15 protein-coding genes are annotated in these 14,339 nt (G+C 71.6%); 10 read left to right on the top strand and 5 right to left on the bottom strand.

The features are described 5' to 3' along the window. Positions 1-49: 49 nt before the first annotated feature. A complete protein-coding gene (gene fbp / locus AC559T_RS08430) occupies positions 50-1,210 on the top strand; it encodes a fructose-1,6-bisphosphate aldolase/phosphatase (protein WP_112105449.1) in 1,161 nt (386 codons plus the stop codon). Positions 1,211-1,244: 34 nt separating this feature from the next. Here the strand turns inward: fbp and AC559T_RS08425 are convergent, their stop codons facing one another. Further along, positions 1,245-2,606: a phosphoribosyltransferase family protein gene (locus tag AC559T_RS08425; protein ID WP_498868344.1), complete on the bottom strand. Its 1,362-nt coding sequence runs from the start codon at positions 2,604-2,606 to the stop codon at positions 1,245-1,247. 278 nt (positions 2,607-2,884) lie between these two features. Between AC559T_RS08425 and AC559T_RS08420 the strand changes: the two genes are divergently transcribed. The 8 genes from AC559T_RS08420 (at position 2,885) to AC559T_RS08385 (ending at position 10,874) form a co-directional block, all read left to right on the top strand. Then, positions 2,885-4,087, top strand: coding sequence for a 4Fe-4S dicluster domain-containing protein (locus AC559T_RS08420; RefSeq protein WP_498868343.1), 1,203 nt, complete (start codon positions 2,885-2,887; stop codon positions 4,085-4,087). Then, entirely contained in the window at positions 4,074-4,541 is a 468-nt protein-coding gene (locus tag AC559T_RS08415) for a cyclic nucleotide-binding domain-containing protein (RefSeq protein ID WP_498868342.1), read from the top strand. Before AC559T_RS08420 ends, AC559T_RS08415 begins: the two co-directional genes overlap by 14 nt. After that, the gene (locus AC559T_RS08410) at positions 4,513-5,379 is read left to right on the top strand and encodes an FAD/NAD(P)-binding protein (protein ID WP_498868341.1); all 867 of its coding nucleotides are present in this window, start codon (positions 4,513-4,515) and stop codon (positions 5,377-5,379) included. Before AC559T_RS08415 ends, AC559T_RS08410 begins: the two co-directional genes overlap by 29 nt. After that, positions 5,379-6,242, top strand: a complete 864-nt coding sequence (locus AC559T_RS08405; protein WP_498868340.1) for an NADH-quinone oxidoreductase subunit B family protein — start codon at positions 5,379-5,381, stop codon at positions 6,240-6,242. The genes AC559T_RS08410 and AC559T_RS08405 overlap by 1 nt, the downstream gene beginning before the upstream one ends. Continuing rightward, positions 6,232-7,521, top strand: a complete 1,290-nt coding sequence (locus AC559T_RS08400) for a Ni/Fe hydrogenase subunit alpha (protein ID WP_498868339.1) — start codon at positions 6,232-6,234, stop codon at positions 7,519-7,521. The genes AC559T_RS08405 and AC559T_RS08400 overlap by 11 nt, the downstream gene beginning before the upstream one ends. Beyond that, positions 7,512-7,985, top strand: a complete 474-nt coding sequence (locus AC559T_RS08395) for a hydrogenase maturation protease (protein ID WP_498868338.1) — start codon at positions 7,512-7,514, stop codon at positions 7,983-7,985. Before AC559T_RS08400 ends, AC559T_RS08395 begins: the two co-directional genes overlap by 10 nt. 77 nt (positions 7,986-8,062) lie before the next feature. Then, positions 8,063-9,757, top strand: coding sequence for a class I SAM-dependent DNA methyltransferase (locus AC559T_RS08390; protein WP_498868337.1), 1,695 nt, complete (start codon positions 8,063-8,065; stop codon positions 9,755-9,757). Beyond that, positions 9,750-10,874 carry a restriction endonuclease subunit S gene (locus tag AC559T_RS08385; RefSeq protein WP_498868336.1) on the top strand — a complete coding sequence of 375 codons (1,125 nt, stop codon included), beginning with the start codon at positions 9,750-9,752 and terminating at the stop codon, positions 10,872-10,874. The genes AC559T_RS08390 and AC559T_RS08385 overlap by 8 nt, the downstream gene beginning before the upstream one ends. A gap of 57 nt (positions 10,875-10,931) precedes the next feature. On the opposite strand, the gene AC559T_RS08380 is transcribed toward AC559T_RS08385, so the two are convergent. From AC559T_RS08380 to AC559T_RS08370, 3 genes are all read right to left on the bottom strand, one after another. Beyond that, on the bottom strand, positions 10,932-11,303 hold the full coding sequence (locus AC559T_RS08380) for a hypothetical protein (protein WP_498868335.1): 372 nt from the start codon (positions 11,301-11,303) through the stop codon (positions 10,932-10,934). 263 nt (positions 11,304-11,566) lie between these two features. Then, positions 11,567-11,908, bottom strand: a complete 342-nt coding sequence (locus AC559T_RS08375; RefSeq protein ID WP_200835212.1) for a hypothetical protein — start codon at positions 11,906-11,908, stop codon at positions 11,567-11,569. Between the two features lie 128 nt (positions 11,909-12,036). After that, a complete protein-coding gene (locus AC559T_RS08370; protein WP_498868334.1) occupies positions 12,037-13,107 on the bottom strand; it encodes a WD40 repeat domain-containing protein in 1,071 nt (356 codons plus the stop codon). A gap of 413 nt (positions 13,108-13,520) precedes the next feature. Here AC559T_RS08370 and AC559T_RS08365 point away from each other — a divergent pair, with 413 nt between their 5' ends. After that, positions 13,521-13,682, top strand: coding sequence for a hypothetical protein (locus tag AC559T_RS08365; protein WP_165938787.1), 162 nt, complete (start codon positions 13,521-13,523; stop codon positions 13,680-13,682). A gap of 161 nt (positions 13,683-13,843) precedes the next feature. Here AC559T_RS08365 and AC559T_RS08360 read toward each other — a convergent pair whose 3' ends face one another. Beyond that, positions 13,844-14,323 (bottom strand): hypothetical protein, encoded by a 480-nt coding sequence (locus AC559T_RS08360; RefSeq protein ID WP_498868333.1) that lies wholly within the window; start codon positions 14,321-14,323, stop codon positions 13,844-13,846. Between the last annotated feature and the right edge of the window lie 16 nt (positions 14,324-14,339).

Genomic DNA, 14,339 nt, shown 5'->3' with positions numbered 1-14,339 from the left:
GGCTTCGAACATCTGGTGAACACGCCCGCCGAGTCAGGAGGTAGCGGTCATGCCGACCCTGAGCATCATCAAGGCCGACACCGGGGGGTTCGTGGGCCACTGCGCCGTCCACCCGGACATGGTCGAGGAGGCGACCCGGCGGGTCGAGGCGGCCCGCGGCGACCTGTTGCTCGACGGGAAGGTCGCGGCCTGCGGTGACGACCTCGCTCTGATCATGACGCACGAGCACGGCCCGGACGCCGCGGCGGTGCACTCGTTCGCCTGGGACGTCTTCCACGCGACCACCCGGATCGCCCGGGATCTGGGGCTCTACGGGGCCGGGCAGGACCTGCTCTCCGACGCCTTCTCCGGGAACCTGCGGGGCATGGGCCCCGGCTACGCCGAGCTGGAGTTCACCGAACGGCCGTCCGAGACGGTGCTGTGCTTCCTGGCGGACAAGACCGAGCCGGGAGCCTGGAACCTCCCGCTGTTCCGGATGTTCGCCGACCCGTTCACCACCGCCGGGCTGGTGATCGACGCGAAGATGCACGCCGGTTTCCAGTTCGAGGTGTACGACCTGTACCAGGAGAAGCGGATCGTCTTCGACTGCCCGGCCGACATGTACGACCTGCTGATGTACATCGGCGCTCCGGCCCGCTACGTCCTGCACAGCGTCACCTCGAAGACCTCGGCCGAGCAGGCGGTGGCGACCAGCACCCAGCGGCTGTCCCTGATCGCCGGCAGGTATGTCGGCAAGGACGACCCGGTGATGATCGTGCGCTGCCAGTCAGGCCTGCCCGCGGTCGGCGAGGCCCTCGAACCGTTCGCCCTGGCCTACACGGTCGCCGGTAGCATGCGCGGCTCGCACCACGCGCCGCTCATGCCGGTCGCCGCCGGGCAGGCGCACCCGTCCCGGTTCGACGGCCCACCCCGGGTGGTGTGCCTCGGCTTCCAGATCTCCGGCGGACGGCTCATCGGCCCCCGCGACATGTTCGACGACCCGGCGTTCGACCGCGCCCGGGCGCAGGCCAACGAGGTGATGGACTACCTGCGCCGGCACGGCCCCTTCGAGCCGCACCGGCTCGGCCTCGACGAGCTCGAGTACACCACCATGCCCGCTCTGGAGGACCGTCTCTCGGACCGCTGGCAGCCCCTGCCCACGGCGGCCACACCGGTCACCACGCCGGCGGCCGCCGCCGAACGTCATGCCGCGGCGGCGGGCCGCCGTTAGAGCCCGGCCCGCCGCCGGCCGGTGCGCGACGGGGTCAGCCGCGGTGCGTGACCAGGGTCAGGTGGTGGACGAACCAGTCACGGGCGAGCGCGGCCACCGTCTCCAGCGCGCCGGGCTCGGCGAACAGGTGGGTGGCCCGCGGGACCACCGTGAGCCGGTTCTCGCACCGCAGCCGGGCCTGGGCCTGCCGGTTGAGGTCGATGACGAGGTCATCGTGCTCGCCCACGACGAGCAGGGTCGGGGCCGCCACCGCGGCCAGTTTCGAGGCGGCCAGGTCCGGCCGGCCGCCGCGGGAGACGACGGCGGCGATGCGGGAGCCGGGTTCGGCCGCGGCCCACAGCGCGGCGGCGGCTCCGGTGCTGGCCCCGAAGTAGCCGACCGGGAGGTGCGACACGCCCGGCTGGCCGCGCAGCCAGCCGGTGACGTCCACCAGGCGGTGGGCGAGCAGCCCGATGTCGAACACGTTGGCCCGGTCGATCTCCTCGGCGGGGGTGAGCAGGTCGAACAGCAGGGTGGCGAGTCCGGCGGCGCCCAGGACGTCGGCCACGTACCGGTTACGGGGACTGTGTCGGCTGCTGCCGCTGCCGTGGGCGAACACGACCAGACCGCCGGCCCCCTCCGGAACCGTGAGCTGCCCGGTCAGCCGGACCGGGACGGCAGGGATGTCGACCTCGACCTCGCGCCCCGGCGGGTTGGGCGTCGCGCCCGGCGTGGCCGCTCCGTGCGTCTCGTGCGTCTCGTGCGTCCCGGCCGGTGCGGCCGTAGGCGCCTGCGGTGCCAGGACCGCCGCCCTGCGCAGCAGGTCCGTCACCTCGTCGTCGGACGTCTGGGTGAAGTCGGTGTAGAACGTGCCGATGGCGAAGAACCGGTCCGGAGTGTGCAGGCATACGACCTCGTCGGCGTCCCGGCGCAGCCATCCGATCCGGTCCGGTGGTGCGACGGGAGCCGCCAACACGATCCGGGTGGCGCCGGCGGCGCGGGCCGCCTGGCAGGCGGCGGACGCCGTCGCCCCGGTGGCGATCCCGTCGTCCACCACGACCACAGTGTGGCCGGCCAGTGGAACCCGTGGCCGGGCGCCCCGGAACCGGCGGACCCGGCGGTCCAGCTCCAGTCGCTCGCGGGCTTCGACCGCGGCCAGCTCGTCCGGGCCGATGTCGGCCATCAGCCGCGTCTCGGGGTTGATGACCCGCACGTCCCCTTCGGCGATCGCGCCCATCGCGAGCTCCGGCTGGAAGGGGACGCCGAGCTTGCGGACCAGGATGACGTCCAGCGGGGCGCCCAGCGCCCGCGCGACCTGGTAGGCGACCGGAATCCCGCCGCGGGGGAGCCCGACAACCACGACGTCCAGCCCACGGAGATGCGTCAGCCTCCGGCCGAGCTGCCGGCCCGCGTCCATACGATCACGGAAAAGCACGTCACACCGCCCTTCCGCCCGCGGAGCGGTGCCCGCCCCCGTAAGCGTCTGGTAGCCGGTTCCTCACGCTTTCTTCCTGCCCGGCTTCCGGCCGTCCGAACGTTTCTGATCACGCACCGCTCGCCGTCGTCGGCACGGCCTTCTCGGCTCGGGTCGTCGCGTCGGAGATCTCCGCCTGACGTCGATGTTCCCTGGTGAAAGCGAAGGGTATGGAACCCGCTACAGAAGGTTGTCGCTGTCAGGGTGGATGAGGGGGCAGGGTGACGCACGCAGGTGTGACCGACGCCGTCGTCGGGCCGGCGACGGTCGGGACCCTGATCGACGTGCTGCGGGCGCGTGGTTACCAGGTCGTCGGCCCCACCGTGCGCGACGGCGCCATCGTCTACGACGAGATCCGCGGTGCCGGGGAGCTGCCGGTGGGCTGGACCGACGTCCAGGACGCCGGCCGCTACCGGCTTGAGCGCCGTCGTGACGCGGCGCTGTTCGGCTACGCGGTCGGGCCGCACTCGTGGAAGCAGCACCTGCTGCCGCCCCGGCTGCGCCTGCTCACGACCCGACGGGACGGCGACGGCGGGTTCGAGGTGGAGGAGGAGCCGGTGCCGCGCGGCGCGGTGGCGTTCCTCGGCGTGCGTTCGTGTGAGCTGCACGCGATCGCGATCCAGGACCGGGTGCTGCTCGGTGGACGTCACACCGACCGTGACTACGCCGCCCGTCGCGGCGAGGTGTTCGTCGTCGCGGTGAACTGCCACGAGCCGGGCGGCACCTGCTTCTGCGTGTCGATGAACACCGGCCCCGCGGTGCGGGAGGGCTACGACCTGGTCCTCAGCGAGATCCTGGACGGTGAGCACCGGATCCTCCTCGAGGCGGGCACCCCGCGGGGCGTCGAGGTGCTGGAAGAGCTGGGCGGACGGGCGGCCGAGGCGTCCGACCGGGACGCGGCCCGGTCGGCGGTGGACGGCGCCGCCGACCGGATGGGGCGCACCGTCGACGCGGCCGACCTGCGCGACCTGCTCGCGGACAACCTCGAACACCCGCGCTGGGACGAGGTGGCGCAGCGGTGCCTGAGCTGCGGCAACTGCACCATGGTGTGCCCGACCTGCTACTGCACCTCCGTAGAGGACGTCAGCGACCTCACCGGCGGCACGGCGGAGCGCTGGCGCAGCTGGGAGTCCTGCTTCTCACTGGACCACTCCCACACCCACGGCGGCGACGTCCGCGCCTCCGGACGCTCCCGCTACCGCCAGTGGCTGACACACAAGTTCGGCACCTGGCATGACCAGTTCGGCACATCCGGGTGCGTCGGCTGCGGCCGGTGCGTCACCTGGTGCCCGGTCGGCATCGACGTGACCGAGGAACTGACCGCCATCCGCGCGAACTCGGCGGCCGGCGACCCGGAGACGCTGATCCGTGGTCCGGCGGGGGAGGCCGGTCCGGAGGGGCAGGCCGGCGATGACATCCATTGAGACGCCCCTGGGCGAGGCGGGCGTGTTCGCCGGCATGCGCCCGGACCACCTCGCGCTGCTCGCCCGATGCGCCCGCGACGCGACGTTCGACGCCGGTGCGGTGATCCTGCGGGAGGGCGACCCAGCGGACACTCTCTACGTCATCCGGCGGGGCACGGTGGCGATCGAGATGTTCGTCCCGTCCCGTGGGCTGGTCCCCATCGAGACGGTCACGGCCGGCAGCGTGGTCGGCTGGTCGTGGCTGTTCCCGCCGTACCGGCTGCATTTCGACGCCCGCGCCCTGTCACCCGTCCGGGCGAGCGCCATCGACGGCTCCTGCCTGCGCCGAACCTTCGCGCGGGACCCGGCGCTGGGCTACGACGCGCTGCTCCACCTCGCCCAGGTGCTCGTCGAGCGCCTGCAGGCGACCCGTCTGCGACTGCTTGATGTCTACGGAAACCCGGACCAGGGCTGACGGCGCGGCCGGGGAGATGACCCCGCGGCCGTTCCGGGTCACGCGCCGCCGCCAGGAGACACGTGACACCTGGACGCTGGAGCTCGAACCGCTCTCCGGGGCCCCGATCGGCGCCGAGCCCGGCCAGTTCACGATGGTCTACGCCTTCGGCGTCGGTGAGGTGCCCTTGTCCGTGGCGGCCTGTCCCGAGCCGGCTGGCGCCGGCGGGCCGCTGGTGCACACCGTCCGGGCCGTCGGGGCGGTGACGGCGGCGATCTGCGCCGCCCGGACGGGTGACGTCCTCGGGGTGCGTGGTCCGTTCGGGCGAGGCTGGCCGATGAGCGCGGCCGCCGGCTCGGACGTGGTCGTGGTCGCGGGCGGACTCGGACTCGCACCGCTGCGCCCGGTGGTCCGGCGGATCCTGGACCGGCGGGACGCCTACGGCGAGGTGGTCGTGCTGGCCGGCAGCCGCACACCCGTCGACCTCCTCTACCGGCGCGAGCTGGCCGGTTGGCAGGACCGGGCCGACCTGCAGGCCCTGGTCACCGTCGACGGCGGTGAGCCCGGATGGCGCGGCCGGGTCGGGCTCGTCACCGCCCTGCTCGGTGACGTGCGATTCGACCCGGCCCGGGCCGTCGCGTTCACCTGCGGCCCCGAGATCATGATGCGGCTGACCGCGCGGGCCCTGGTCGACGTCGGAGTGCCGGCCGACCGCGTCCACCTGTCCGTGGAACGCAACATGCACTGCGGCGTCGGGCACTGCGGTCGCTGCCAGCTCGGCCCGCTGATCCTCTGCCTCGACGGGCCGGTCCGCGACTACGACCGCCTCGGCCCGCTGCTGGCTGTGCGGGAGCTCTGATGCCGACACCGTCCCCGGCCTCGTCCCCGGCACCGACCGCGACCGCGACCCCGGCGGCCAGGCCCCGGCTCGCCGTCTGGAAGTTCGCCTCCTGCGACGGCTGCCAGCTCACCCTGCTCAACCGCGAGGACGAGCTGCTCCCGCTCGCCGGCCAGGTCGAGATCTCCTACTTCCTCGAGGCGTCCAGCGCCACGGTGGCCGGGCCCTACGACCTGTCGCTCGTCGAGGGCTCGGTGACCACCGGGCAGGACGCGGAGCGCATCCAGCAGATCCGGGCCGCGTCCCGACGCCTGGTCACGATCGGGGCGTGCGCCACCGCCGGGGGCATCCAGGCACTGCGCAACTTCGCGGACGTCCGCGGCTTCCTCGCCGCCGTCTACGCCACTCCCGAGTACGTCTCCACGCTGTCGACGTCCACCCCGATCTCCGCGCACGTCCGGGTGGACTTCGAGCTGCAGGGCTGCCCGATCGACGGCCGCCAGCTCCTCGAGGTGATCAGCGCGTTCCTCGCCGGCCGGCGTCCGGGCATCTCCTCGTCCTCCGTCTGCACCGAGTGCAAGCGGCGCGGGACGGTCTGCGTCATGGTCGCGCACGGCACCCCCTGCCTCGGCCCGGTCACGCATGCCGGCTGCGGCGCGATCTGCCCCACCTACCACCGTGGCTGCTACGGCTGCTTCGGCCCCATGGAGAGCCCGAACGCCCCCGCGCTGACCCGGCAGCTGAAGGTCCTCGGCATGGACGACGACAACGTCGGCCGGGTGTTCCAGACGTTCAACGCCGCCGCGCCCGCGTTCCGCGCCGCGTCCGGCGGCAGCGAGGACGGCGGCAACGAGGACGGCGGGAGGTCCGATCATGATGACTAGGACCATCACGCCCCCGCCGCTGGCTCGGGTGGAGGGCGAGGGAAGGCTGCTGATCAGGATCGTTGACGGGCGTGCCGCCGAGGTCCGTCTCAAGATCTTCGAGCCGCCGCGGTTCTTCGAGGCGCTGCTGCGCGGCCGCGCCTACACCGAACCACCCGACATCACCGCCCGCATCTGCGGCATCTGCCCCGTCGCCTACCAGATGAGCGCGCTCGCGGCCATCGAACAGATCTGCGGCCTCGACGTCGACGGCCCGGCCGCGGCCCTGCGACGGCTCATCTACTGCGGCGAGTGGATCGAGAGCCACGCCCTGCACGTCTTCCTCCTGCACCTGCCGGACTTCCTCGGCTACGACAGCGCGATCCACCTCGCACAGGACGATCCCGCCCTGGTGGAGAACGCGCTCGCGTTGAAGAAGGCCGGCAACAGCCTCATGACGGTCATCGGCGGCCGGTCGATCCACCCCGTCAACGCGCGGGTCGGCGGCTGGTACCGGGCACCCCGCCGCCGCGAGCTGACCGGCCTCGTCCCCCAGCTCGAACGGGCCCGGGACATCGCCCGGGACGCCGCCCGGTTCGCCGCCGGCCTGGACTTCCCCGACGACGAGATTCCCCAGACCTTCGTCGCCCTTCACCAACCCGGTGAGTATCCCGTCGAACGTGGTCGGATCGTCTCGACCGACGGGCTCGACATCGCCGCCGCCGACTACGACCGGCACTTCGTCGAAGAGCAGGTCCCCTGGTCGAACGCGCTGCACTCCACCCTCGCCACGGGCGGCTCCTACCTCGTCGGGCCACTGGCCCGCTTCGCGCTGAACGCACGGTGGCTGGCACCCGCCGCGCGCGAGACAGCCGCCGACATCGGCCTGCGCCCACCCGAGCGCAACCCGTACCGCGCCATCGTCGTCCGCTGCGTCGAGATGCTCCACGCGGCCGACGAGGCACTGCGGATCATCGGTGACTACACCGAGCCCGACCTCCCCGCGCTGGAGTCCCGGCCCCGGGCGGGAACGGGATACGGCGCCACCGAGGCGCCCCGCGGCCTGCTCTACCACCGCTACACGACCGATCAGGACGGCACCGTTCTCGACGCCAAGATCGTTCCGCCGACCTCCCAGAACCAGCGCTCGATCGAGGACGACCTGCGCGGAGTCGTCGAACGCGGCCTGGACCTGTCCGAAGCCGAGCTCGTCCGGCGCTGCGAGCGGGTCGTCCGCAACTACGATCCCTGCATCTCCTGCGCGACCCACTTCCTGACCCTCCACATCGAATGCGACTGACGGTCATCGGGATCGGCAATCCCTACCGGCACGACGACGCCGTCGGCCTGGAGGTCGCCCGCCTGCTCCGCCGCCGGCCCCCGCCGGGCGTGGACGTGCTCGAGTCCGAGGGCGAACCGACGAGCCTGCTCCTCGCGTGGGAGGGGGCCGACGCGGTCTGGATCATCGACGCCGCCGAATCGGCGGCCCCGCCCGGAACCGTGCACCGCGTCGAGGCCGACGACCACGCGCTGCCACGGGACGTGGGCGCCGCGTCGACCCACGCGCTCGGCCTCGCCGACACCGTCGAGATCGGACGGGGCCTCGGCCGACTACCGAAGCACGTCGTGATCTACGCGATCTCCGGCCGCGACTTCTCCGCCGGCGAAGGCCTCGACCCGGACGTCGCCGCGGCCGCCCGGACGGTGACCGCCGCGGTTCATGCCGAGACGGCGAACCATGCCGCACCGCCGTCTATGGGCTGACCGACGGCACGCTTACCCTGATCGACGCCCCGAACCCGACCCCCTGACCAGCCGGTTCCACGATCGCAAGGAGATCCATGCCCCCGCGGAGGAAGTCCGCTCAGGCCGGACCGCCCACCATGGCCCAGTTGCGCGAGACGCTGTGGAAGACGGCCGACAAGCTGCGCGGCTCGATGGACGCCGCCCAGTACAAGGACTTCGTCCTCGGCCTGATCTTCCTCAAGTACGTCTCGGACGCGTTCGCCGAGCGGCGCGAGCAGATCCGGCAGGACGTGCTCGCCGACGGGATCGACGAGTCCCGGGCCGAGGAGTTCCTCGACGACGTCGACGAGTACGTCGGGCAGGGCGTGTTCTGGGTGCCGGGGCAGGCCCGATGGGAGCACATCGCGGCGAACGCGAGAAGCGCCGGCATCGGGGAACTGCTGAACGCGGCGATGGACGCCGTGATGAGGACGAACCCGGCGCTCACCGGCGTCCTCCCGCGGATCTTCAACGGCGAGGGCGTCGACCAGCACCGGCTCGGCGAGCTCGTCGACCTGCTCGGTGACGCCCGCTTCACCGGCCACCGGGCGACCGAGCGGCCCGCGTCCACGCCTACTGGCGAGGACGGTGCGCTTTTCGGCGAATCCGCCGCCGGAGTTCCGACGGAAGCGGCGACCCGGCCGGCGCGGGACGTGCTGGGGGAGGTGTACGAGTACTTCCTGGAACGCTTCGCTCGCACCGAGGGCAGGCGCGGTGGTGAGTTCTACACCCCGGCCAGCGTGGTCCGGCTGCTCGTCGAGATGCTGGAGCCCTACGAGGGCCGGGTCTACGATCCCTGCTGCGGTTCGGGCGGCATGTTCGTCCAGGCGGAGAAGTTCGTCGTCGCGCACCGAGGGCTCACCCACTCCGGCGACATCGCCGTCTACGGCCAGGAGTCGAACGAACGGACCTGGCGGCTGGCGAAGATGAACCTCGCCATCCACGGGATCACCGGCGATCTGAGCGCCCGGTGGGACGACACCTTCCGCAACGACCGGCATCCGGACCTGCGGGCCGACTTCATCCTGGCGAACCCGCCCTTCAACATGTCCGACTGGGCGCGCACCGTCGACGACCAGCGCTGGCGGTACGGGACCCCACCGACCGGCAACGCGAACTTCGCCTGGCTGCAGCACATCATCGCCAAGCTGGGCTCCCGCGGGACCGCCGGCGTGGTGATGGCGAACGGCTCGATGTCGTCGAAACAGTCCGGCGAGGGTGAGATCCGTGCCGCGCTGGTCGAGGCCGACCTGGTGGCCTGCATGATCGCGCTGCCGCCGCAGCTGTTCCGCACCACCCAGATCCCGGCCTGCCTGTGGTTCTTCGCGAAGGACAAGGGCCAGCCGGGCGCCCGCGGGCTCGCCGGACGGCGCGGCGAGACGCTGTTCATCGACGCCCGCAACATGGGCACGATGATCGACCGCACCGAGCGCATCCTCACCGACGGTGACCTCGAGAAGATCACCGACACTTACCGCGCCTGGCGTGGCGCGAAGTCGGCCCGCGACAAGGGCCTGGCCTACGAGAACATTCCCGGCTTCTGCTATTCGGCCTCCACCGAGGAGATCCGCACCCACGACCACGTCCTGACCCCGGGCCGCTACGTAGGCGCCGCCGAAGCCGACATTTCCAACGACGAGCCGGTGGCCGAGAAGATCGAGCGTCTCGCCAAGGAACTCTTCATCCACTTCGAAGAGTCCGCTCGCCTGGAAAAGGAAGTTCGCAGCCAACTGGAGCGTCTCGATGCCTGAATGGCGGCGCATCTCGCTCGCTGACCTGGTTCGGCTGCGGCGGGGATTCGACCTGCCGGCGCCGGAACGCCGGGCTGGTCGTTTTCCGGTGGTCGGCTCCGCCGGGGTCAGCGGGTGGCATGACCGGGGGCCGATCGCCGGGCCGGGGATCACTCTCGGGCGCAGCGGTTCGTCAATCGGCACGGTGACGTACGTGCCGTCTGACTACTGGCCGTTGAACACCGTGCTGTTCGTCGAGGACTTCCAGGGCAACGATCCGCGTTTTCTCTACTTCCTGCTGCGGACGATCGACTTCACCCGGTTCAACTCGGGGAGCGCGCAGCCCTCGCTCAACCGCAACCACATCGCCGCCGTCGAGCTGCGTGCGCCGGAGTATCCCGAACAGCGGGCGATCGCGGCGGTGCTGGGCGCCCTCGACGACAAGATCGCGCTGAACCATCGGCTTGCCTCGACTGCCCGGGAGCTCGCCGAGGCACGGTACGCGGCGGCGACGCGCGGGCCGGGCCGCCGGGAGCTCAGGCTCGGTGACCTGGTCGAGACGCTGACCCGGGGGATCACGCCCCGGTACACGGCGGACGACTCCGCGCTCGTCGTACTCAACCAGAAGTGTGTACGCGCCGGCCGGGTCGACCTCGCACCGGCCCGCGGGACGGAACCGGCCGCGGTCCCCGCCGCGAAACGGCTGCGGGCGGACGACGTCCTGGTCAACTCGACGGGCATCGGCACCCTGGGCCGGGTGGCGAGGTGGGTGCATGCGACGTGGGCGACCGTCGACTCGCATGTCACCGTCGTCCGGTTCGTACCGGACCGGTTGGATCCGGTGTGCGGGGCATTCTCCATGCTGGCCGCGCAGCCGAGGATCGCCTTGATGGGCGAGGGCAGCACCGGCCAGACCGAGCTGAGCAGGGCCAAGCTGAACGACCTGGTGATCGCGGTGCCGGCGGCCGAGCGGTGTGCCGGGATCGGCGCCGAGCTGGCGGCGCTGGACGCGCGCGGCGAGGCGGCGCACGCGGAGTCGGCGGCGCTGGCTCGGCTGCGGGACGCGCTGTCGCCGAAGCTGATGTCCGGGGAGGTCCGTGTCCGGGACGCGGAGCGAACCATGGGGAGCCTGGTGTGACGGGGGAGGGGCGGGTCCGCCGGCATCGGCGGCGGCTGCGACCCGCTGGCCGCCGTCCTACACCGTGACGGGTGCCGCGGCCGCCACGGTCGTGATGACCATCGGGACGGTCGCGGTGTTCGCCGCTGTCGCCGCTGCTGCTGCGGTTGGTGGCACGATCGTCGCGGCCACGGTGGTCGCCGGCACGATCGGCGCGGTCACCGAGGTCGCCGAGCGCGGGGCTGGCAGCGCGGGCAGCACCGGCAACGGGGGCAGTGCGTGCAGACCGGGGATCGTCGTGGCGATCGGCGCGGGGAGCGACGGGCGCGCGGGGGACAGGGCGGGAAGCCGCAGTGGTGCCGGCCTCGCCGCGGCGACCGCCGACCGGCGGCGTGCCGGGCTGAGCGCCGGCGTCGACGGCGCGTCGAGGTGAAGCTCGATCGCGTGCATCGCCAACATCATCAACATGAGTGCGAAGGGAAACGCCAGCACAATAAAGATCACTATTGAGGACACCTTCCGCGCGGTGCGATCCGACACGGCTGGTCACGGTGGGTGATCCGCAGGCCCCCCACCAGCCGTTCGACTCATTACCGCACCAACCGGCCGATTCCTCCGCCCGGGAGACGGGCCAGCCTGGCATAGGTGGCACTCACCACCACCATCCGACGCACCCGGCACAGCCGGGGGCCGGGGACCGACCGGCCACGGGGTCACCTCCGGTGGTTTCGGTTCCGTTCCCGCATCCGTCGCGGATACCCGAGCACCGCGGCGTCGTACACGGGCACGCCCACCGACCTCGCCAGCTTGGCGGCGACGGTCGGGGTCCCGACTCGCCGGCGGATCCAGTCGCCGTCCCGGTCCACCGCGACAACCGTCGTGTCGGTCGCGGTCGTCTCCGGCTCGACGTAGAACTCCACACCGATCCGCTCCGCGACGAAGGCCCGCAGGTCGGCGAGGTCCGTGGGGCTGGCCTCCCGATCGAGCAGTGTGGCCCGGCTCTTCGAACGGCCCTGGCCATACCGGCGCAGCAACAACCGGTCCCGCCAACTCATCAGACGCCCTCCCGAAGGACCCGGCTCCAGCCGACTCCGACCATCGAAGCGCCGCCGTCCTAAACAAGCCTTAACGGCGCGTCAGAACACCCTTGGACCGTGCTGCCGGCCAAGGGCGAGGGGACTGCTCACGGCGCCAACAGCCGCACCGTGCGGTCATCGGAGCTGACGGCGAGGGTGCGCCCGTCCGGGGAGAACGCCACGGACTCCAGCCGGTCGGTGTGGTCGGTGAGGGTTTGGCCGAGGAGGGTGGGTCTGGTGCGGTCGGTGACGTCCCAGAAGCGCACCAGTCGGTCGCCGGAGATGGTGGCGAGGGTGTGCCCATCAGGGGAGTAGTCCAGATCTAGCACCCACCAGACGGACGGGCTGTCGCCTAGGACGATCGGTTCGCCCAGGGGAGTGGGTCGGGTGCGGTTGGTGACGTCCCAGAACCGCACCGTGCGGTCGTAGGAGCCGGTGGCGAGGGTGCGCCCGTCCGGGGAGTACGCCAGGAACGCCACTGTTCTGGTGTGGCCGGTGAGGGTTTGGTTGAGGAGGGTGGGGTTGGTGCGGTCGGTGACATCCCACAGCCGCAGCGTGTTGTCGAGGCCGCCGGTGGCGAGGGTGCGGCCATCAGGCGAGTACGCCATCGCGGCCACATAGCTCGTGGGGTCCGTGGAGTGGCGGGTCAGGGGCTCGCCGAGGGGGGTGGGATCGGTGCGGTCGGTGACGTCCCAGAAGCGCACCGTGCGGTCGGTGGAGCTGGTCGCGAGGGTGCGTCCGTCGGGGGAGTACGCGACCGCCGCTATCGGGTCGGTGTGGTCGGTGAGGGGCTTGCCGAGGGGGGTGGGGTCGGCGCGGTCGGACATGTCCCAGAACCGCACCGTGGCATCGTCGGAGCCGCTGGCCAGCGTGCGTCCGTCCGGGGAGAACACCACCGACCGCACCCAGCCGGTATGGCCGTAGAGGGTCTTTTCGAGCGGGGCGGCGTGGGACCACTCTTCGGGGGTCGCACTGGGCAGGGGGGCATCCGCTTCGCCGCCGGGCCAGAGCAGCGCGGTCAGCGAGATCAGCAGGACCGTGGTCAGCGCGAACAGGACCTTCCGTCGCCTCGGCTTCCGCCACGGCCGAGGCTCGGCGTCGGCTTCGAGCCACTCGGTGATCATGCTGTGCCGAGGTTCGGACGCCTCGTTCTGATCGCCTCTGATCGCTCTCGTCATAGTGCGATCACCCTAGCGCCGCAGGGGATCCGCCCGCTTCCGCACGGGAACGATCCCCCCGACCCCGAACACCGTCCGCTGTCAGGGCGGGCGGCGCTGGCCCCGCACCATCACCAGGCGCCCGGGCGCCTAGGCCGACCGAGGTCACCCTCACCGCCCACGGCGACCAGCTCACCGCCATCCTGCGCAGCAACCTGTACTTCGGCTACGTCACCCCGCGGATCCACGACTCCTACGAACGGAAGCTCACCGACCTCGCCGACGCCTTGGACCGCCACGTCCCGACCCACACCAGTTGAGCCGCCCGGGTCCAACCCGCGGGCAGCCACGGCACCACCCCGACGTCTCAGGAGCCAGACCGACGTCGACGCGGACGACGTCGGTGGTTCCTGTCTCTCGCCGCGCTCGCGGTCATGATCGTGATGCTTCTGATCGGCGTGGGCCGGATCGCGTTCGGGGTCTCGTGGGTTGAGGCTCTGGTCCACGCGGTGATCTTCCTGGGCGGGTCGGCCGGTTTCCCGCTCGGCGCGCGCCTACGGCAGCGGATCACCCGTCGCGCGCCTTCGCGCCGGTAGGCGCCCTGGTTGCCCCTGCCGTGTCCGGATCACCGTGACGTGCCGGGGGTTTGATCTTCTTAGTCTCGAATTATCCTCAAGATAATCAACCGCGTTGACGACACCCCGTCCGTTGGCGATCTTGATCGGAGGTGCAGGTCGTCTCGGCAGGCACCGGGCGGTCAGGGGAGTCTGGCAACGACAAGATCACCGAAATGGCGGGCGGTGCCCGGCGGGGCTCCTGCCCCGACGGCGACCGAGACGTACGCGTCACCCTTCAGCAGGTGGACTTCCTGGACGTTGCCGGGGCTGGTGTATGCGTAACCCTCGTAGCCGACACCGCTCAGATCCTCCTGCGGCTGTTGGGCCGGAGCCGCGCGCGATGACCGATAGCCTGCCTCGGCGTCCTGCGCGGAACTCCAGAGGATGACGAACCCTTTCGGTGAACTGAAGGCGCATCCGATCGCATCCGTGTCCCCTTCAGAGACCTGCTGCCTGCCCGGGCTCCAGGCCGCGTCGATCGCGGCTCGAATCTCCGGCACTGTCAGCAGGCTGCAGGGCGGTACCGGCCCCGGCCCCGACCCGTCCGAGGCCGGCCCGCAGGACGTCGTCGCCATGCAGGAGACGAGCACGGCACCCAGCACGAGCATGAGACGGGCCATCCGACGACTATGGCTC

This window comes from Frankia sp. Hr75.2, assembly GCF_949319125.1.
Taxonomy (GTDB): Bacteria; Actinomycetota; Actinomycetes; order Frankiales; family Frankiaceae; genus Parafrankia; species Parafrankia soli.
Note: the sequence above shows the minus strand (reverse complement) of the source record. Positions and strands in the feature narration are given on the sequence as shown.

Excerpts from the sequence above, each read along its gene's own strand:
- AC559T_RS08375 (WP_200835212.1), bottom strand. The coding sequence starts at position 11,908 with ATGAGTTGGCGGGACCGGTTGTTGCTGCGCCGGTATGGCCAGGGCCGT.
- AC559T_RS08390 (WP_498868337.1), top strand. The coding sequence starts at position 8,063 with ATGCCCCCGCGGAGGAAGTCCGCTCAGGCCGGACCGCCCACCATGGCC.
- AC559T_RS08365 (WP_165938787.1), top strand. The coding sequence starts at position 13,521 with ATGATCGTGATGCTTCTGATCGGCGTGGGCCGGATCGCGTTCGGGGTC.
- AC559T_RS08380 (WP_498868335.1), bottom strand. The coding sequence starts at position 11,303 with ATGCACGCGATCGAGCTTCACCTCGACGCGCCGTCGACGCCGGCGCTC.
- AC559T_RS08395 (WP_498868338.1), top strand. The coding sequence starts at position 7,512 with ATGCGACTGACGGTCATCGGGATCGGCAATCCCTACCGGCACGACGAC.
- AC559T_RS08410 (WP_498868341.1), top strand. The coding sequence starts at position 4,513 with ATGTCTACGGAAACCCGGACCAGGGCTGACGGCGCGGCCGGGGAGATG.
- AC559T_RS08370 (WP_498868334.1), bottom strand. The coding sequence starts at position 13,107 with ATGACGAGAGCGATCAGAGGCGATCAGAACGAGGCGTCCGAACCTCGG.
- AC559T_RS08425 (WP_498868344.1), bottom strand. The coding sequence starts at position 2,606 with ATGGACGCGGGCCGGCAGCTCGGCCGGAGGCTGACGCATCTCCGTGGG.
- AC559T_RS08415 (WP_498868342.1), top strand. The coding sequence starts at position 4,074 with ATGACATCCATTGAGACGCCCCTGGGCGAGGCGGGCGTGTTCGCCGGC.
- AC559T_RS08405 (WP_498868340.1), top strand. The coding sequence starts at position 5,379 with ATGCCGACACCGTCCCCGGCCTCGTCCCCGGCACCGACCGCGACCGCG.
- fbp (WP_112105449.1), top strand. The coding sequence starts at position 50 with ATGCCGACCCTGAGCATCATCAAGGCCGACACCGGGGGGTTCGTGGGC.
- AC559T_RS08400 (WP_498868339.1), top strand. The coding sequence starts at position 6,232 with ATGATGACTAGGACCATCACGCCCCCGCCGCTGGCTCGGGTGGAGGGC.
- AC559T_RS08360 (WP_498868333.1), bottom strand. The coding sequence starts at position 14,323 with ATGGCCCGTCTCATGCTCGTGCTGGGTGCCGTGCTCGTCTCCTGCATG.
- AC559T_RS08385 (WP_498868336.1), top strand. The coding sequence starts at position 9,750 with ATGCCTGAATGGCGGCGCATCTCGCTCGCTGACCTGGTTCGGCTGCGG.